20 protein-coding genes are annotated in these 17,970 nt (G+C 71.3%); 17 read left to right on the top strand and 3 right to left on the bottom strand.

Features of this window, described 5'->3' with window-relative positions; all coding sequences use genetic code 11:
• Positions 1-118 precede the first annotated feature (118 nt).
• Positions 119-2,017, bottom strand: coding sequence for a dipeptidyl-peptidase 5 (locus ACQ143_RS14670; RefSeq protein ID WP_449571446.1), 1,899 nt, complete (start codon positions 2,015-2,017; stop codon positions 119-121).
• Between the two features lie 108 nt (positions 2,018-2,125).
• On the opposite strand from ACQ143_RS14670, the gene ACQ143_RS14665 reads away from it, so the two are divergent.
• Complete coding sequence (locus ACQ143_RS14665) at positions 2,126-2,686, top strand: cysteine hydrolase family protein (protein WP_449571445.1); 561 nt, start codon at positions 2,126-2,128, stop codon at positions 2,684-2,686.
• Positions 2,687-2,723: 37 nt separating this feature from the next.
• Here ACQ143_RS14665 and lexA read toward each other — a convergent pair whose 3' ends face one another.
• A complete protein-coding gene (lexA, locus tag ACQ143_RS14660) occupies positions 2,724-3,386 on the bottom strand; it encodes a transcriptional repressor LexA (RefSeq protein WP_449571444.1) in 663 nt (220 codons plus the stop codon).
• A gap of 256 nt (positions 3,387-3,642) precedes the next feature.
• Here lexA and ACQ143_RS14655 point away from each other — a divergent pair, with 256 nt between their 5' ends.
• From ACQ143_RS14655 to ACQ143_RS14630, 6 genes are read left to right on the top strand one after another with little or no spacing between them, the layout of a single operon-like run.
• A complete protein-coding gene (locus ACQ143_RS14655; RefSeq protein WP_449571443.1) occupies positions 3,643-4,008 on the top strand; it encodes a LysM peptidoglycan-binding domain-containing protein in 366 nt (121 codons plus the stop codon).
• A gap of 24 nt (positions 4,009-4,032) precedes the next feature.
• Positions 4,033-5,106 (top strand): histidinol-phosphate transaminase, encoded by a 1,074-nt coding sequence (locus ACQ143_RS14650; RefSeq protein ID WP_449571442.1) that lies wholly within the window; start codon positions 4,033-4,035, stop codon positions 5,104-5,106.
• Between the two features lie 40 nt (positions 5,107-5,146).
• Positions 5,147-5,758, top strand: a complete 612-nt coding sequence (gene hisB / locus ACQ143_RS14645) for an imidazoleglycerol-phosphate dehydratase HisB (protein WP_449571441.1) — start codon at positions 5,147-5,149, stop codon at positions 5,756-5,758.
• Positions 5,755-6,405, top strand: a complete 651-nt coding sequence (gene hisH, locus ACQ143_RS14640) for an imidazole glycerol phosphate synthase subunit HisH (RefSeq protein ID WP_449571440.1) — start codon at positions 5,755-5,757, stop codon at positions 6,403-6,405. Before hisB ends, hisH begins: the two co-directional genes overlap by 4 nt.
• Before the next feature lie 51 nt (positions 6,406-6,456).
• Positions 6,457-7,203 (top strand): bifunctional 1-(5-phosphoribosyl)-5-((5-phosphoribosylamino)methylideneamino)imidazole-4-carboxamide isomerase/phosphoribosylanthranilate isomerase PriA, encoded by a 747-nt coding sequence (priA, locus tag ACQ143_RS14635; RefSeq protein ID WP_449571439.1) that lies wholly within the window; start codon positions 6,457-6,459, stop codon positions 7,201-7,203.
• Complete coding sequence (locus tag ACQ143_RS14630) at positions 7,187-7,972, top strand: SseB family protein (RefSeq protein WP_449571438.1); 786 nt, start codon at positions 7,187-7,189, stop codon at positions 7,970-7,972. Before priA ends, ACQ143_RS14630 begins: the two co-directional genes overlap by 17 nt.
• A 9-nt stretch (positions 7,973-7,981) precedes the next feature.
• Here ACQ143_RS14630 and ACQ143_RS14625 read toward each other — a convergent pair whose 3' ends face one another.
• Positions 7,982-8,377 carry a DUF1844 domain-containing protein gene (locus ACQ143_RS14625; protein WP_449571437.1) on the bottom strand — a complete coding sequence of 132 codons (396 nt, stop codon included), beginning with the start codon at positions 8,375-8,377 and terminating at the stop codon, positions 7,982-7,984.
• Positions 8,378-8,601: 224 nt separating this feature from the next.
• Between ACQ143_RS14625 and infC the strand changes: the two genes are divergently transcribed.
• The 10 genes from infC to pheT all read left to right on the top strand — a co-directional run bounded on the left by infC (position 8,602) and on the right by pheT (position 17,957).
• On the top strand, positions 8,602-9,258 hold the full coding sequence (infC, locus tag ACQ143_RS14620) for a translation initiation factor IF-3 (protein ID WP_449571436.1): 657 nt from the start codon (positions 8,602-8,604) through the stop codon (positions 9,256-9,258).
• 48 nt (positions 9,259-9,306) lie between these two features.
• Positions 9,307-9,501 carry a 50S ribosomal protein L35 gene (gene rpmI / locus ACQ143_RS14615; protein ID WP_172990219.1) on the top strand — a complete coding sequence of 65 codons (195 nt, stop codon included), beginning with the start codon at positions 9,307-9,309 and terminating at the stop codon, positions 9,499-9,501.
• Positions 9,502-9,530: 29 nt separating this feature from the next.
• A complete protein-coding gene (gene rplT / locus ACQ143_RS14610; protein ID WP_449571435.1) occupies positions 9,531-9,911 on the top strand; it encodes a 50S ribosomal protein L20 in 381 nt (126 codons plus the stop codon).
• A gap of 97 nt (positions 9,912-10,008) precedes the next feature.
• Positions 10,009-10,815 carry a TrmH family RNA methyltransferase gene (locus ACQ143_RS14605; RefSeq protein ID WP_449571434.1) on the top strand — a complete coding sequence of 269 codons (807 nt, stop codon included), beginning with the start codon at positions 10,009-10,011 and terminating at the stop codon, positions 10,813-10,815.
• 103 nt (positions 10,816-10,918) lie between these two features.
• Positions 10,919-11,710: an amino acid ABC transporter ATP-binding protein gene (locus tag ACQ143_RS14600; RefSeq protein WP_449571433.1), complete on the top strand. Its 792-nt coding sequence runs from the start codon at positions 10,919-10,921 to the stop codon at positions 11,708-11,710.
• Between the two features lie 58 nt (positions 11,711-11,768).
• A complete protein-coding gene (locus ACQ143_RS14595) occupies positions 11,769-12,680 on the top strand; it encodes a glutamate ABC transporter substrate-binding protein (RefSeq protein ID WP_449571432.1) in 912 nt (303 codons plus the stop codon).
• Between the two features lie 76 nt (positions 12,681-12,756).
• Entirely contained in the window at positions 12,757-13,404 is a 648-nt protein-coding gene (locus tag ACQ143_RS14590) for an amino acid ABC transporter permease (protein WP_449571431.1), read from the top strand.
• The gene (locus ACQ143_RS14585; RefSeq protein WP_449571430.1) at positions 13,401-14,321 is read left to right on the top strand and encodes an amino acid ABC transporter permease; all 921 of its coding nucleotides are present in this window, start codon (positions 13,401-13,403) and stop codon (positions 14,319-14,321) included. The genes ACQ143_RS14590 and ACQ143_RS14585 overlap by 4 nt, the downstream gene beginning before the upstream one ends.
• A 49-nt stretch (positions 14,322-14,370) precedes the next feature.
• Positions 14,371-15,411 (top strand): phenylalanine--tRNA ligase subunit alpha, encoded by a 1,041-nt coding sequence (gene pheS / locus ACQ143_RS14580; RefSeq protein WP_449571429.1) that lies wholly within the window; start codon positions 14,371-14,373, stop codon positions 15,409-15,411.
• Complete coding sequence (gene pheT / locus ACQ143_RS14575) at positions 15,411-17,957, top strand: phenylalanine--tRNA ligase subunit beta (protein WP_449571428.1); 2,547 nt, start codon at positions 15,411-15,413, stop codon at positions 17,955-17,957. Before pheS ends, pheT begins: the two co-directional genes overlap by 1 nt.
• Positions 17,958-17,970: the final 13 nt, after the last annotated feature.

The raw sequence follows: 17,970 nt of genomic DNA, 5'->3' as shown, positions 1-17,970 counted from the left end.
CCACGCGTCACCAGACACGCCGCATCTCTGCCCGGTCACGGCGAACGACGAAGCGCCCGCCGGACAGACCAGCCCGACGGGCGCTTCACCCTGCCCGCTTGACAAAACGAGTTACATATCAGTCGAGCGCGACCGGCGCCACCCCCGGCGTCTCGAAGCCGAACACCTGGCCGAGGAAGGCCAGTTCCGTCTCCAGTGCGTGCACGATCGTCTCGGCCCGCCGGAATCCGTGGCCCTCACCCGGGTACAGCACGTACGCGTGGGGCACCCCCTGCGCCGCCAGCGCATCGCGGATCGCCTCGGACTGCGACGGCGGCACGACCTCGTCCTCCGCACCCTGCAGCAGCAGGAGCGGCACGCGGAACCGGTCCGGGCGGCTCAGCGGCGACCGCTCCACGTACGTCTGCTCCGCCTCCGGCAGCGGGCCGATGAGGCCGTCGAGGTAACGCGCCTCGAAGTCGTGCGTGTCCGCGGCGAGGGTGCGGGCATCCCCGATGCCGTAGCGGGAGATGCCGGCGCTGAACACGTCGGTGCCCACCAGTGCGGCCAGCACCGTCCATCCGCCGGCCGAGCCACCCGCGATCGCGAGCCGCCCGGCATCCGCCCGTCCCTCGGAGGCCAGGCCCGCCGCCGCCGACGCGACGTCGTCCACATCGACCACGCCCCACTGGCCGTTCAGGCGCTCCCGGTACGCGCGGCCGTACCCGGTCGATCCGCCGTAGTTGACCTCGAGCACGCCGATGCCGCGGCTGGTGAGGTACGCCGTCCGGCTGTCGGCGACGCCCCCCACGTGCGCCGTCGGGCCACCGTGGACCAGCACGACGTACGGGGGCTTCTCGTCGGCCCGGCCGGTCGCATCCGGGTTCATCGGGGGGTAGTCGAACGCGTGCACCGGGCCGTGGATGCCGGGGAACGTCACCGGCCGTCCTTCGGGATACCAGTGCGCGTCGGCGGACGGGCCGCCGGCGACCAGCAGGGGCTCGCGCCCCGGCTCGACCATCCACACGCCGGTGCCGCCCGGCGCCGCCCCGGAGAGGAGCACCCGGGTGCCCGACACGTCCTCGACCACGACGCGGGCCCGGCAGGGAACCGCCAGCGTGGCCACCTTTCCGTCGGGGGCGATGTGCACGACGGAGTCGGACCCGTTCGTGCGGACGGCGATGAAGCCGCCGTCGGCCAGCGGCGCGAACCAGCGCGCACCGAGCACCCACAGCCCGCCGCCGGTGTCGGCGTCCGCCGGCGCGATCGGGGCGCGGTCGGCCGACCGGTCGGCGGCCGGATCGGCACGCCACAGGTTCCACCGGTCGGTCGGATCGTCGACGTAGACCAGGGCGCCGTCGGCGGTCCACTCCGGCTGCAGGGCGGCGCTCGTGCCGCCGGCGACCGTCACGACGTCGGTCACCCGGCCGCCCGTGGTGCGCCCCACCTGCAGCGTCGTGCGGTCCCACGGCATGTCGGGGTGGTTCCACCCGACCCAGGCCAGGCGGGTGCCGTCGGGGGACAGGGCCGGCTGCGCGACGAAATCCGTGCCCTCCGCCAGGGTGGTCACGGTGCCGTCCTCGGCGATCGCGACGATGTCGCGGGCGGGTACCGGCTGCCGGCCGTGTCGCTCCCGCACCGCGAGCAGGGTGCCCGCGTGCCACCGCAGGCCGCCGTACCGGGTGTCGCCGTCGACCGGGGTCAGCGGGTGCGGTTGCCCGCCGCCGGTCGTGGTCCACACGCGCTGGTCGGTCTTCTCCACGAAGAACAGGCGGCCCTGGGGCGTCGCCGTCCATGAACCGCCGCCGTACTCGTGCACCCGCGAGCGCGCGTCGGCGGGGGCGGCGAGCAGCTCGTCGACGGTGCCGTCGGCGCGGCGGCGGCGCACCGTCGTGCGGCCGCCTTCGCTCGGCACCGATTCGCCCCACCAGATCTCGTCGCCGACGAACGCGGCGCCGTCGAAGCGCGGTGAGGCCGCCGAGGCCCACGTGGCGGTCAGCGGCGAAGGCCAGGAACCGCAGGGGAGGGTTTCGCTCATGGCCCCACGCTAGCCGCGATCGGGCGGGGGTGATCGATGGCACCATTCGTGCGCGGGGTGGCGCTCGTGGTTCTGGTCGCGGGGGCGGCCATGCGGTCGACTTGAGGCATGGACACCCCACCGCCCGCGCTCATCGTCATCGACATGCAGGAGGGATTCACCGACCCCTTCTGGGGCCCGACCGCCAACCACCCCGGCTGCGAAGACAACGTGGCGCGGCTCATCGCGGGGTGGACCGCCCGGGACCGGCCGATCGTGGTGGTCCGCCACGACAGCGTGCATGCGGACTCACCGCTGCGGCCGGGCCACCCCGGCAATGCCCTCGTCGCCGCGGTGGATGCGGCACCGGCCGGCCTGCGGGTGGTCAAGACGGTCAACTCGGCCTTCTACGGCACGCCCGACCTCGAGGCCTGGCTGCGCGGGCGGGACATCACCGAGCTCGTGCTGTGCGGCATCCAGACCAACATGTGCGTGGAGACCACCGCCCGCATGGGCGGCAACCTCGGGTTCGATGTCGTGGTGGCGCTCGATGCGACGCGCACCTTCGACCTCGCCGGCCCGGACGGCCGGGTGATCGGGGCCGCAGAGCTGATGGCGGTGACCGCGGCGAATCTGCACGGCGGCGGCTTCGCCCGGCTGCGGGCCACCGACGACATCCTCTCGCACTGACGGCGGCCCCGGATGCCGGGTCTGCGGCCGGCCGGTGTCAGACGGCCCGCAGCACCGCCACGACCTTGCCGAGCACCGTGGCGTCGTCGCCCAGGATCGGCTCGAACGCCGTGTTGCGGGGGAGCAGCCACGTGTGGCCGTCGCGCTGCCGGAACGTCTTGACCGTGGCCTCGCCGTCGAGCATCGCGGCGACGATCTCGCCGTTGTCGGCGGTCGACTGCGCGCGCACGACCACCCAGTCGCCGTCGCAGATCGCGGCGTCGATCATCGAGTCGCCGCTCACCTTGAGCATGAACAGCTCGCCCTTGCCCACCAGCTGACGCGGCAGCGGGAAGATCTCCTCCACCTGCTGCTCGGCCGTGATCGGCACGCCCGCGGCGATCCGCCCGACCAGGGGCACCAGGGCGGCGTCGCCGACCGACGGGCCTTCGTCGGGGTTGTCCGTGCTGCTGCCGGGCAGATCGATGAGCACCTCCATCGCGCGGGTCTTGCCAGGGTCGCGTCGCAGGTAGCCGCTGAGCTCGAGCTGGTTGAGCTGGTGGGTCACGCTCGAGAGCGACTTGAGCCCGACGGCGTCGCCGATCTCGCGCATGCTCGGCGGATACCCGTGCCGGGCGATCGAGCGCTGGATCACCTCGAGGATGGCCATCTGCTTGTCGCTCAGGCTCTTGCGCCGGCGGGTCTGCGGCTTGTCGGTCATGTCCGGCTCCTTCTCGGGCCCGGCTCCGAGTTCGAATGTCGGAGGTGGGTGATGGGCTCTTCTCATCGAAACGGTATCCGGTGACGGGCGGCTCGTGCGGCAGGCATTCGCGTGTCGCGTGCGATTCGATCTCCGATCCGGTTACCTCTTGACACGCTATCAGCTCGAAGATACATTCGGAAGAGAGATTCGCATCCGGCCCTCCCGGCCGAGGTGCCGGATGCGAATCTCTGACACCGCCGCACGAGGAGGAATGATGACCACCATCGACGTCGCCGCCCGCATCCCCGCCCCGCGTCCGACGCGTCTGCGTCTCACCGTCCGCGGCCGGCGTGTGCTGGCGACGCTCGCCTCCCTGCCGGCGGTGGTCGCACTGACGATCGCCGTCGTGTCCGGCGGCGGCGCGATCGCCTCCTCCGAGGCCGGGGCGCCCGCCGGCAGCTTCGCGACGGTGACCGTCATGCCCGGCGAGTCGCTGTGGTCGATCGCCGAGCGCGTCGCCCCGACGGCCGACCCGCGCGATGTCGTCGACGAGATCATGCGGCTCAATGCACTGGCCGGTGCCGGCCTCGACGCCGGGCAGAGCATCGCCATCCCGGCCCGGTACAGCACCGGCGGCTGAGCCCGGCGGGCCTAGCATGGAGGGGTGACTGCCCGTCTGGAAGACCTTCCGATACGCGACGACCTGCGGGGGCTCAAGCCCTACGGCGCCCCGCAGGTGCCCCTGCCCATCGCACTGAACGTCAACGAGAACACCCACCCGGTTCCGCCCGAAGTGGCCGACGACATCCTCGACGGCATCGGTCAGGCACTCGGCGACATCAACCGCTACCCCGACCGTGAGTTCACCGCCCTGCGCGAAGGCTTCGCCGACTACCTCGGCCACAGCCTGACCCGCGAGCAGATCTGGGCGGCCAACGGGTCGAACGAAGTGCTGCAGCACCTGCTCCAGGCCTTCGCCGGGCCCGGCCGCACCGCCTTCGGGTTCGCGCCCACCTACTCGATGTACCCGCTGCTGACCCGCGCCACCGGCGCCGAGTTCATCGCCGGCACCCGGGGGGTGGACTACACCGTGTCCGCCGACGACGCCGCCGCGCAGGTCGCCGACGCCCGGCCGGACGTGGTCTTCCTGTGCGCGCCGAACAACCCGACCGGCACGCCGATGCCGCTGGATGTCATCGAGGCCGTCTACGAGGCCGCCCCCGGCATCGTGATCGTCGACGAGGCGTACTGGGAGTTCGCACCCCGCGAGGAGCGATCGGCCCTCACGCTCCTGCCCGGCCGCGAGCGCCTGGTCGTGTCGCGCACGATGAGCAAGGCGTTCGCCTTCGCCGGGGCCCGGATCGGCTACCTCGCCGCAGACCCCGCGGTGATCGACGCGCTGCGCCTCGTGCGGCTGCCGTACCACCTCGGCGCGCTCACCCAGGCGGCGGCCACCGCGGCGCTGCGGCACGCGCCGACGATGCTGCAGATGGTGGACGAAATCGTCGGCCAGCGCGACCGCATCTCGGCGACGGTGGAGGCCCTGGGCTACACGCCGCACGAGAGCTGGACGAACTTCGTCCTGTTCTCCGGCGTCGACGACCCGGCCGCGACCTGGCAGGCGCTGTACGACCGCGGCGTGCTGATCCGCGACGTGGGCATCGCGCACAGCCTCCGGGTGAGCGCCGGCACCGAGGCGGAGACCACGGCCTTCCTCGACGCGCTCGCGTCGCTCTGAGCGCGGCGTCGGTGGCCTCGCGCCTCGGTAGACTCGGGGCATGAGCAGCACCGGGGCCCGTACGGCCAGCATCCGCCGCGCGACCAGCGAGTCCACCGTCGAGCTCGAACTCGACCTCGACGGCACGGGCACGAGCCGCATCGACACCACGGTGCCGTTCTTCGACCACATGCTCACGGCCTTCGCGAAGCACTCGCTGACCGACCTGACCGTCCGTGCCTCCGGCGACACCGACATCGACGCGCACCACACGGTCGAGGACATCGCGATCGTCCTGGGCCAGGCCATCCGTGAGGCGCTGGGCGACAAGGCGGGCATCTCGCGGTACGGCGACGCGCTCGTCCCGCTCGACGAGGCGCTCGCACAGGCGGTCGTCGACATCAGCGGCCGCCCCTACCTCGTGCACAGCGGCGAACCGACCGGGTTCGAGCACCACCTCATCGGCGGGCACTTCACCGGGTCACTCGTGCGGCACGTGTTCGAGGCGATCTCCTACAACGCCGCGCTGACGGTGCACGTCACCGTGCTCGGCGGCCGGGACCCGCACCACATCGCCGAAGCCGAGTTCAAGGCCTTCGCCCGCGCCTTCCGCCAGGCCAAGGCCCTCGATCCGCTGGTGCACGGCATTCCGAGCACCAAGGGCGCCCTGTGACCGGATCCGCGCCGATCGTCGCGGTGCTCGACTACGGGTCGGGCAATGTCCACTCCGCCGTCAAGGCGCTGATCGCCGCCGGCGCCGACGCGCGTCTGACCGCCGACCGCGGTCTCATCCAGGATGCCGCGGGCCTCGTCGTGCCCGGCGTGGGCGCCTTCAGCGCCGTGATGTCAGCGCTGCACGCCGGCCGCGGCGACGAGATGATCGGCCGACGCCTGGCCGGCGGGCGCCCGGTGCTGGGCATCTGCGTGGGCATGCAGATCCTCTTCGAGCACGGCGTCGAACGCGGCGTCGACACCGAAGGCATGGGGGAGTGGCCCGGAGCGGTCACGGAACTGGACGCGCCGGTGCTGCCGCACATGGGCTGGAACACGGTGCGCGCCGGCGAGGGCTCGGTGCTGTTCCGCGGCATCGAGCACGAACGCTTCTACTTCGTGCACTCCTACGGCGCCCAGCACTGGAGCCTCGATGTGATGCGCCCGTTCGCGCCGCCGGCGGTCACCTGGTGCGACTACGGCACGCCGTTCCTGGCCGCCGTCGAGAACGGTCCCTTGTCGGCCACGCAGTTCCACCCGGAGAAGTCCGGCGCGGCCGGAATCCGCCTCCTCGCCAACTGGATCGAGTCTCTGCCGCAGTCCGAGTAGGCTTGCCCCTTGTGCGCAATCGGCGCACGGATCCACTCTCCCTGGGGAACCATGAACGATTTCGCGACGACTCCTGAACTGATCCTCCTGCCCGCCGTCGATGTCGCCGACGGCAAGGCCGTGCGCCTCACGCAGGGCGAAGCCGGCACCGAGACCAGCTACGGCGACCCTGTCGACGCCGCGCTGAACTGGGCCGAGCAGGGCGCGCAGTGGATCCACCTCGTCGACCTCGACGCCGCGTTCGGCCGCGGCAACAACACCGCGATCCTGCGCCGCACCATCAAGCACCTCAAGGGGGTGCAGATCGAGCTGTCCGGCGGCATCCGCGACGACGCATCGCTGGACGCCGCCCTCGAAAGCGGCGCGACGCGGGTCAACCTCGGCACGGCGGCGCTGGAGAACCCGGAATGGGCGGCGGACGTCATCGGCCGCTACGGCGACGCGATCGCCGTCGGGCTCGACGTGCGCGGCACGACCCTCGCCGCCCGCGGCTGGACCCAGGAGGGCGGTGACCTGTGGGAGGTGCTCGAACGCCTCGAGCACGCGGGCTGCCGCCGCTACGTCGTCACCGACGTCACCAAGGACGGCACACTGCGCGGTCCCAACCTCGACCTGCTGCGCGAGATGGCCGCCCGCACCGACAAGCCCATCATCGCCTCCGGCGGCGTCTCCAGCCTCGACGACATCATCGCTCTGCGCGAGCTCGTCCCGCTCGGCGTCGAGGGCGCGATCGTCGGCAAGGCCCTGTACGCGGGGGCGTTCACCCTCGTCGAGGCTCTGGATGTCGCCGGCGCCTGATCACTCGTGCGAGCTGCCCGGCGATTCCGCCGGCCAGCCGTGGGCGGGGCGCAACTTCGAGGCGAACCCGCACGCCGGTGACGACGGCTCAGCCGACCCCGCACTGCTGGCCGCGCTGGTCGCCTTCCGCGAAGGTCGCGGCGAGGCGGCCGCGGTCGTCGACGCGTACCGTGCCGCGCGCCTGCTGATTCCGCTCGTGGCCGAGAAGGGCGACGAGGGGGTCGGGCCCACCGGACTGCCGGTGGACAAGACCCAGGAGCTGGCCATCGTCACCGTCGCCGCCCCCGACGGACGGCGCGTGCTGCCGGTGTTCACGTCGGTCCAGACCATGTCGGCGTGGGACGCCCAGGCCCGCCCGGTTCCCGCCGACGGCGTCCGCACCGCGCTGTCGGCGGCCGCCGACGACACCGATCTGATCGTCATCGACCCCGGCGCGCCGACCGAGTTCGTGCTGCGGCGCCCGGCCGTGTGGGCGATCGGCCAGGGGCAGCCCTGGGAGCCGGCCGACCGGTCGCCCGAAGTGGTCGCCGGACTGCAGGAGAGCATCGGCGGCGAACTCGCGGTGCTCGATCTGTCCGTCGCGCCGGGCGACCCGGATGCGCGGCTGCGCGGCCCCGAGCTGATCGTGCGGCTGCACCTGATCGACGGACTCGATCAGGGCGAGCTGGATGCCGTGCTGCAGCGCCTGGCGTCCCGGTGGGCCGCCGACGACCGCATCGCGGTGCTCGTCGACTCCCTCACCGTCAAGCTGCTGCGCAGCCCCGCGTAGCGCGGCGCGTCAGGTGACCGGCCCCGTCCACTTCTCGCCCGGCCCCTGACCGATCGCGTCGGGGATGGTCGAGGCCTCACGGAAGGCCAGCTGCAGCGAGCGCAGGCCGTCGCGCAGCGGCGCCGCGTGCGCGCTGCTGATCTCGGGGGCACCGGCGGTGATGAGGCCGGCGAGGGCGTTGATGAGCTTGCGGGCCTCGTCCAGGTCGAGCTGGGCGTCGGGGTCGTCGGCCAGGCCGAGCTTGACGGCGGCGGCGCTCATCAGGTGCACGGCGGTCGTGGTGATGACCTCCACCGCGGGCACGTCCGCGATGTCGCGGGTCGCCGCCTCGGCGGCCTGTGCCTGCGCGTCCCAGCGGGCCTGGCGTTCGTCGTGGGGACCGGGGGAGGAGGGAATCGTGTCCACGTGCTGCTCTCTGATAGACTTTGCGGGCACCGGAGTGTTCTGCTCCGGATCGAAAGAGGATCACATCCCACCCGCGCTTGCCGCTCCAGGCTACCGGGTCACGCACTCCGCCCCCGACGTCCGCGCCGGGGGTAGCCAGGGTGCAGAACACTTAATGCCGATGCGCGCGCATCGCGCGGGGTGGACGTGGCTCTCTTCCGCCCGAGGTACAACCCTGTATCCCGGTGGCCGTCCCGCACGAAGAGGAGTTCCGCATCAGCGATCCCCGCACCAATGAGCGCATCCGCGTCCCCGAGGTCCGCCTCGTGGGTCCCAACGGAGAGCAGGTCGGCGTCGTCCGCATCGAAGCCGCGCTGCGTCTCGCCCAGGAGGCCGAACTCGACCTGGTCGAGGTCGCCCCCAACTCGAAGCCCCCCGTGGTCAAGATCATGGACTACGGCAAGTTCAAGTACGAGGCGGCGCAGAAGGCCAAGGAAGCGCGTCGCAATCAGGCCAACACCGTCCTCAAGGAGGTCCGGTTCCGCCTGAAGATCGATGCGCACGACTACGAGACCAAGCGCAAGCGCGCCGAGGGCTTCCTCAAGTCGGGCGACAAGGTCAAGGCCATGATCCTGTTCCGCGGCCGCGAGCAGCAGAAGCCCGAGCAGGGCGTCCGGCTGCTGCGCCGGTTCGCCGAGGATGTCGCCGAGTTCGGCAGCGTCGAGTCCAACCCGACGATCGACGGCCGCAACATGGTGATGGTGATCGGACCGCACAAGAACAAGTCCGAGGTGAAGACGGAGCAGAACGCCGCACGTGCGGCGAGCAAGCAGGCCGCTCGCCAGGCGCGCTCGGCCGAGAACGCCGAGAACGCCGCCCCCGCGCCCTCTCCGTCGGAGTAGGCGCCCCACAGACTCCCGCCCGGCGGGAAGCACAACGAAGGAAGAGACATGCCGAAGCAGAAGACCCACTCGGGTGCCAAGAAGCGCTTCAAGGTCACCGGTAGCGGGAAGATCATGAAGCAGCAGGCGAACCTCCGCCACAACTTCGAAGGCAAGCCCACCAAGCGCACCCGCCGCCTGTCGCAGGACCAGGTCCTGGCCCCGGGCGACGCGAAGGTCGCCAAGAAGCTCCTCGGCCGCTGAGCGCCGACGCACGTTAGGAATCAATACCCATGGCTAGAGTCAAGCGGGCAGTCAACGCCCACAAGAAGCGTCGCGTCATCCTCGAGCGCGCCTCCGGTTACCGCGGACAGCGTTCGCGCCTGTACCGCAAGGCGAAGGAGCAGGTCACCCACTCGCTCGTCTACGCGTACCGCGACCGCCGCAAGCGCAAGGGCGACTTCCGTCGTCTGTGGATCCAGCGCATCAACGCCGCCGCCCGCCAGAACGGCGTCACCTACAACCGCTTCATCCAGGGTCTGAACCTGGCCGGCGTCCAGGTCGACCGTCGCATGCTGGCCGAGCTGGCCGTCAACGAGCCCGCCGTGTTCGCGAGCCTCGTCGAGACCGCGAAGAAGGCGCTGCCCGCCGACGTGAACGCCCCCAAGGCGTAAGCACTCCGGCATCCGGCTTCGAAAGGGCGTCCTCCCCGGGGAGGGCGCCCTTTCGTCATCTGACGGATGCCGGGACACGGCCCTCTAGACTGAGGGCGTGCTCGAGAATCCCCGATCGCCGCGAGTGCGCGCTGTCGCCAAGCTGAGCAAGCGCAGCGCCCGACAGGAGACCGGACTGTTCCTGCTGGAGGGTCCCCAGGCCGCGCGCGAAGCGCTCGCGTTCCGCCCCGACACCCTCGTCGAACTGTTCGCCACCCCGACGGCCGCCGAGAAGCACCCCGACATCCGGGACGCGGCCGCCGATGCGGGCGTCGACGTCGTGTTCACCTCGGAGGATGTGCTCGACGCGATGGCCGACACGGTCACGCCGCAGGGCATCGTGGCCGTCGCCCGCCAGTCGCCGGCGAGCCTGCGCGATGTGTTCGCGGCGTCGCCGCGGCTGCTCGTGATCTGCGAGCAGGTGCGCGACCCCGGCAACCTCGGCACCATCATCCGCGCGGCCGACGCCGCCGGCGCCGACGCCGTCGTGCTCACCGGACGCACGGTCGACCCGTACAACCCGAAGGTCGTGCGCGCCACCACCGGGTCGCTGTTCCACCTCCCGGTGGCGCTGGGCGTCGACCTGCCCACCGTCGTCGAGAAGGCGCACGCCGCCGACATCAGGGTCATCGCCGCCGACATCGGCGGATCGGACTTCCTGGCCGCGCGCAGCCTGCTGGCCGAGCCGACGGCGTGGCTGTTCGGCAACGAGGCGCACGGCCTCGACGACGAGGCGCGCGCGCAGGCCGATCTGGTGCTGCGGCTGCCGATCTACGGCTCGGCCGAGTCGCTGAACCTGGCCACCGCCGCCAGCGTCTGCCTGTACGAGACAGCCTTCGCGCAGCGCGCCGGCGACGCCTCCTGACACCGACCCGGGCGTCCTGCGCCGCCGGCGGCCCGGTAACGGATCGGTAAAGGCGCCGTGCAGGCGATGACACAGGTCGGTGCCTGCTCGTAGTGTTTCCGGCATGACGACACCGGACGATGCCGCACCGAAGACATCGAACATCAACGTCCGCCGCGGCGACCCGCTCGTCGTGGCCAGCGACGTGCAGAAGCATTACGGCGACTTCCACGCGCTGAAGAACATCAACCTCACCGTCAACCGCGGCGAGGTCGTGGTCGTGATCGGCCCGTCCGGATCCGGCAAGTCGACCCTGTGCCGCACGATCAACCGGCTCGAGACCATCACCAGCGGCACGATCTCGATCGACGGCAAGGAACTGCCCAAGGAAGGCAAGGCGCTGGCCGCGCTGCGCGCCGACGTGGGCATGGTCTTCCAGTCGTTCAACCTGTTCGCCCACCTCACCATCCTCGAGAACGTGACCCTCGGGCCCATCAAGGTCAAGGGCATGAAGAAGGCCGATGCCGACGCGCTCGCCAAGCAGCTGCTCGACCGGGTCGGAGTCGGCCAGCAGGCGGCCAAGCTCCCCGCGCAGCTGTCGGGTGGTCAGCAGCAGCGCGTGGCCATCGCGCGGGCCCTGGCGATGCAGCCGAAGGTCATGCTGTTCGACGAGCCCACCAGCGCCCTCGACCCCGAGATGATCAACGAGGTGCTCGACGTCATGGTCGGTCTCGCACACGACGGCATGACGATGATCGTCGTCACCCACGAGATGGGCTTCGCCCGCAAGGCCGCCGATCGGGTCGTGTTCATGGCCGACGGGCAGATCGTCGAAGAGGAGACCCCCGAGGAGTTCTTCACCAACCCGAAGACCTCCCGCGCCAAGGACTTCCTCTCGAAGCTCCTCACCCACTAGACGTCCGCGTCGTACAACGGCTCGGCGACCGAAGAAGACCCCGAACTTGGAGGATCACATGCGCAAGACACGGATCGGCGGCGCATTCGCCGGAATCGCGATCGCCGCACTCGCCCTCACCGCCTGCGCCGGCGGAACGCCCGGCGGCACCCCGGGCGGCGACGGCGACGGTGACGGCGACACGAATGAGGCGCCCTGGTCGGTTGCGACCGATGTCGCGCTGGAAGGCAGCCCCACGTTCGATGCGATGACCTCGCGCGGCACCGTCAACATCGGTGTCAAGGAGGACCAGCCGGGCCTGGGCTACCTCGACCCGACCACGGGCGAGCGCACCGGCTTCGACGTGGACATCGCCCGCTGGATGGCGGCGTCGCTCGGCTTCGACGAGGACGACATCGAGTTCACGACCATCCCGTCGGCCAACCGCGAGCAGGCGCTCATCAACGGCGACATCGACATGTACGTCGGCACGTACTCGATCACCGACAAGCGCAAGGAGCAGATCTCCTTCGCCGGCCCCTACTTCATCACGGGGCAGGGTCTGCTGGTGGCCGCCGACAGCGACATCACGGGTGTCGACTCGATCGACGGCAAGACCATCTGCTCGGCGACGGGTTCGACCTCGATCCAGCGGATCCGCGACGACCACCCCGAGGCCGAGACCGAGGAGTTCGACACGTACTCGCAGTGCGTCGAGCAGCTCAAGGCCGGTCAGGTCGACGCGGTCACCACCGACGAGGCGATCCTCATCGGCTACGCCGCCGGCGACCCCGACAACCTCAAGGTCGTCGGTGAGCCCTTCAGCGAAGAGCGATACGGCATCGGCATCCCGAAGGGCGACACTGCCCTGCAGGAGCACCTGAACACCACCCTGACCGACGGTGGCGACATCTGGCAGGCCATCTTCGACAACAACCTCGGCGCATCGGGCGTGGCCGCGACCCAGCCCGAGGTCGACCCGGTCGGCTGACGCGGCTCGGTGGCGGCGCCCGACCCGGCGCCGCCACCGTCCGTGACCCCTGTCCGACGACCTGCGAAGGAGCGCAGTGAACCAGATCTTCGACTACCCCGACCTGTGGCGCGAGGCCCTGTGGGGCACGATCCTGCTGTTCCTGGCGGGTGGGGCGATCGCGCTGGTGCTGGGCCTGGTGGTCGCGGCCATGCGGGTCTCGCCCGTCCCGATCGCACGCGCGGTGGGCGCGGTCTATGTCAACACGGTCCGCAACACCCCGCTGACGCTCCTGTTCTTCTTCTTCGCGTTCGGCATCCCGCTGCTGGTCGACTTCCGCGTCGACTTCACCGTGCTGGCGATCTGGGCGCTGGGCGTCTACACCGCCACCTATGTGGCCGAGACGATCCGCTCCGGCATCAACACGGTGCCGGTGGGTCAGGCCGAGGCCGCGCGCGCCCTGGGGTTGACGTTCGGGCAGGTCATGACGCTGGTGGTGCTGCCGCAGGCGTCGCGCTCGGTGATCCCGCCGATGATGAGCGTGCTGATCGCGCTGCTGAAGAACACCACGGTCGCGTCCGGGTTCTCGGTGCTCAACCTCGGCAACATCCGCGCCGAGATGAGCGAGAACGGTGAGAACCAGATGATCACCATCCTGCTGGTGATGGTCGCCTTCGTGATCATGGTGCTGCTGCTGGCCTGGCTGCAGCGGTTCCTCGAGGACAAGTGGAGGGTCGCCCGATGAGTTCGGTGCTCTATGACGTTCCCGGCCCCCGCGCCGTCGTCCGCAACCGCATCCTGGGCGTGGTCACGGTCGCCGTCGTGCTCGCCGCGATCGGCTTCGTCCTCTGGCGGCTGATCGATGCCGGTCAGTTCTCCGCCCAGAAGTGGGAGGTGTTCGGCTACGCGGCGATCTGGCGCGGATTCGGCGACGCCACCCTGCGCACGCTGGCGGCGTTCGCCGTCGCCGGTGTCGGCGCCCCCATCCTCGGCTTCCTGCTGGCCATCGCGCGGCTGAGCGACCACGCCTGGGTGCGGGTGCCGGCCGCGTGGCTCGTCGAGGTGCTGCGCGCGGTGCCGGTGCTCGTGTTCATGATCCTGCTGTACTACGGCCTGCCGGTCATCGGCATCCGGCTCCCGTCGTACTGGGCCGTGGTCATCGCCCTCATCGCCTACAACGGCTCGGTGCTGGCCGAGGTGCTGCGCGCGGGCGTCGAATCGCTGCCGCGCGGACAGAAGGAGGCCGGCTACGCGATCGGCCTGCGCAAGTCGGGCGTCATGCGCCTGATCCTCATGCCGCAGGCGATCCGCGCGATGATGCCGGTCATCATCGCCCAGCTGGTCGTCACGCTCAAGGACACCGCGCTCGGCTTCATCATCACCTACCCGGAGCTGCTGTACTACGCCAAGACCCTCGGGTCCAACGCGCTCTACGGGTCGCCGCTGATCCCCTCGGCGATCGTCGCCGGCTCGATCTACATCGCGATGTGCCTGGCGCTGTCCTACCTCGCGTACCGCGTCGAGAAGCGCCTGCGCCGCAGTGAGAAGGCCACCGGCTTCGAGCCGACGGAGGGGGCGGGCCTGGACCCGGCCACCGAGACCGAGGTCATCGCGCTGCGCACCCGCGCCGGCAAGCACGACGCGACGGGCGGCACCCCCTAGTCCGGCGACACGACGGGCCGGTCGCCGCGCGCCGGTAGACTCGGTTCTCGTGTCTGACGCACCTGAAATCACGCCCCCGGCGGTGGATGCCGCGGTCACGGCCGCGCTGGCGGCGATCGCCGCCGCCGGCACGACCGCCGACCTGAAGGCCGCCCGCAACGCCCACGCCGGCGAGGGGTCGCCCCTGGCCGCGCTCAACGCGCAGCTGCGGCACGTGCCGAACGAGCGCAAGGCGGAGTTCGGCAAGCTCGTCGGCCAGGCCCGTGGCCGAGTGACCCAGGCGCTCGCCGCCCGCGAGGCGGAGCTCGCCGAGGCCGAGACCGCCGCCAAGCTCGAGTCCGAGCGCATCGACATCACGGCGCTGCCCACGCGCGCCCGCATCGGGGCGCGGCATCCCCTCACCCTCCTGCAGGACCAGATCGGCGACATCTTCGTCGGGATGGGGTGGGAGATCGCCGAAGGGCCCGAACTCGAGCACGAGTGGTACAACTTCGACGCGCTGAACCTCGACGCCGACCACCCCGCGCGGCAGATGCAGGACACGTTCTACGTCGACCCGGTCGCCCAGCACCTGCTGCTGCGCACGCAGACCAGCCCCGTGCAGATGCGGACGATGCTCACCCGCGACCTGCCGATCTACATCATCTCGCCCGGCCGCGTCTACCGCACCGACGAGTTCGACGCGACCCACCTGCCGGTGTTCAGCCAGTTCGAGGGACTGGTCATCGACAAGGGCATCACGATGGCGCACCTGCGCGGCACCCTCGATCACGTCGCCCGCGCCCTGTTCGGCGACGAGGCCAAGACCCGGCTGCGTGCCAACTACTTCCCGTTCACCGAGCCGTCCGCCGAGCTCGACCTGTGGCATCCCACCTTCACCGGCGGCGCCCGCTGGATCGAATGGGGCGGCTGCGGCATGGTCAACCCGAACGTGCTGCGGGCCGCCGGCATCGACCCCGAGGAGTACTCGGGCTTCGCGTTCGGCATGGGGATCGAGCGGACCCTGATGTTCCGCTCGGATGTGAAGGACATGCGCGACATGGCCGAAGGCGATGTCCGCTTCAGTGAGCAGTTCGGAATGGTGGTCTGATGCGCGTCCCCCTCTCATGGCTGCGCGAGTACGTCGACGTGGCCGACGACGCGACGCCCGAAGACGTCCTGGCGGCGCTGGTCTCGGTCGGCTTCGAAGAAGAGGACGTGCACACCTTCGGGCTGACCGGCCCGATCGTGGTGGGCGAAGTGCTCTCGTTCGTCGAAGAGCCGCAGTCCAACGGCAAGACGATCCGCTGGTGCCGGGTGCGCGTCGCCCCCGACGGGCAGCCGGCCGCCGACGGCGGTGACGCGGTGCACGGCATCGTGTGCGGCGCCCGCAACTTCTTCGAGGGCGACAAGGTCGTGGTGACCCTGCCCGGCGCCGTGCTGCCGGGGCCGTTCCCGATCGCGGCCCGCAAGACCTACGGCCACGTGTCCGACGGCATGATCGCCTCGGCCAAGGAGCTCGGCCTCGGCGACGAGCACTCCGGCATCCTGCGGCTCGTCGAGCTGGGTATCGACGCACCCGTCGGCACCGACGCGATCGCACTGCTGGGGCTGGACGACGTCGCCGTGGAGATCAACGTCACCCCTGACCGCGGCTACGCGCTGTCGATGCGCGGCGTCGCCCGCGAGTACGGCCACGCGACCGGCGCGGCGTTCCGCGACCCGGGCCTGCGCGAGTGGGGCGAGCTGCAGCAGCCCACCGGCGGCTTCCCGGTCGCCGTCGACGATGTCGCACCCATCCGCGGCCACGTCGGCGCGACCGAGTTCGTCGCGCGCATCGTGCGCGACGTCGACCCGGGCAAGCCCACGCCGGCGTGGATGGTCGCGCGGCTCACGCTGGCCGGCATCCGGTCGCTGGGCGTGCTCATCGACATCACCAACTACGTGATGCTCGAGCTGGGCAACCCCATCCACGGGTACGACCTCGACACGCTGCGCGGCGGCATCACGGTGCGGCGCGCCCACGCGGGGGAGCGGCTCACGACTCTGGACGGCAAGGACCGTGCGCTGTCGACCGAAGATCTGCTGATCACCGACGACTCGGGGCCCATCGGCCTGGCCGGCGTCATGGGCGGCGGCACGACCGAGATGACCGACGCCACCCGCAATGTGCTCATCGAGGCTGCGATCTTCGACCCGGTCTCGATCGCGCGCACCGCCCGGCGGCACAAGCTGCCCAGTGAGGCCTCCAAGCGGTTCGAGCGCGGCGTCGACCCGCTCATCCCGTTCGTGGCGGCGCGCCGCGTGGCCGACCTGATGGTCGAGTACGCCGGGGGCACCCTCGACACCGAGAAGGGCGGCGCACTGTTCGCCACCGTCGAGCAGTCTGCCATCGCCCTGCCCCAGGGCTTCGTGTCGGCCCTCATCGGCGTCGACTACACCGACGCCGAGATCACCGGCGCCCTCGAACTGATCGGCTGCGAGGTCTCCGCCGGCGACGGGCAGTGGTGGGTCACCCCGCCCACGTGGCGCCCGGACCTCACCGACAAGTGGACCCTCGCCGAGGAGGTCGCCCGCATCACCGGCTACGACCGCATCGGTTCGGTGCTGCCGCTGCCGCCCGCAGGCCGTGGTTTCACGCCGGCCCAGCAGGGGCGGCGCCGCGTCGCCAACACCCTGGCGGCCGCCGGGTTCGTGGAGACCCCGTCGTTCGGGTTCACCACCGCCGAGCAGAACGACCTGCACGGGTCGGCGTCGGGTGAGAAGCTCCCGTCGGTCAAGCTCGCCAACCCGCTCGACGGGCAGGCGCCGTTCCTGCGCCGCTCGCTCGTGCCGGGTCTGCTGCAGGTCGCGCACCGCAACGTGGCGCGCGGCCGGACCGACCTCGCGCTGTTCGAGACCGGCACCGTGTTCCTGCCCCGGCCGGGCGTGGAGTACGGCACCGCCACGGTGCCTGCCGCCGCGGTGCGCCCCGATGCGGCGACCCTCGCCGCGCTCGACGCCGCGATCCCGCCGCAGCCGCGCCACGTCGCGGTGCTGCTGACCGGCCACCGCGTCGCGAAGCAGCCCGGACAGGCCGCCGAGCCGTTCGAGGTCGCCGACGCGCTCGACGCCGTGGGCACGATCGCCTCCGCCGCCGGGGTCACCATCGACGTCGCCCAGACCCAGCGCGCCGCGCTGCACCCGGGCCGCGCCGGTGTGCTGACGGTGACGGATGCCGCCGGTGCCGCCGTCGAAGTCGGCTACGTGGGCGAGCTGCACCCGAGTGTGTCGGCCGACGCCGACCTGCCGGGCCGTGTGGTGGTCGCCGAACTCGACCTCGACCGCGTACTGGAACTGGCCGGCGAGCGGGTCGTCGCGGCGTCCCTGTCCGGCTACCCGGCCGCGACGCAGGACGTCTCGCTCGTGGTCGGCGCCGAGGTGCCGGCCGCCGCCGTGCGCGACGCGCTGACCGAGGGCGCCGGTGCGCTGCTGGAGTCGCTGCGCCTCGTCGACGACTACCGCGGCCCGGGCGTGCCCGACGGATCCAAGAGCCTGACCTTCGCGCTGCTGTTCCGCGCCGCCGACCGCACGCTCACGGCCGCCGAGGCGACCGAAGCGAAGCTGGCCGGCGTCGCGATGGCCGCCGAGCGGTTCGGGGCGACGCTGCGCGAATAGCCGGACCGGAGGC

This window comes from Microbacterium pollutisoli, from assembly GCF_053586795.1.
Note: the sequence above shows the minus strand (reverse complement) of the source record. Positions and strands in the feature narration are given on the sequence as shown.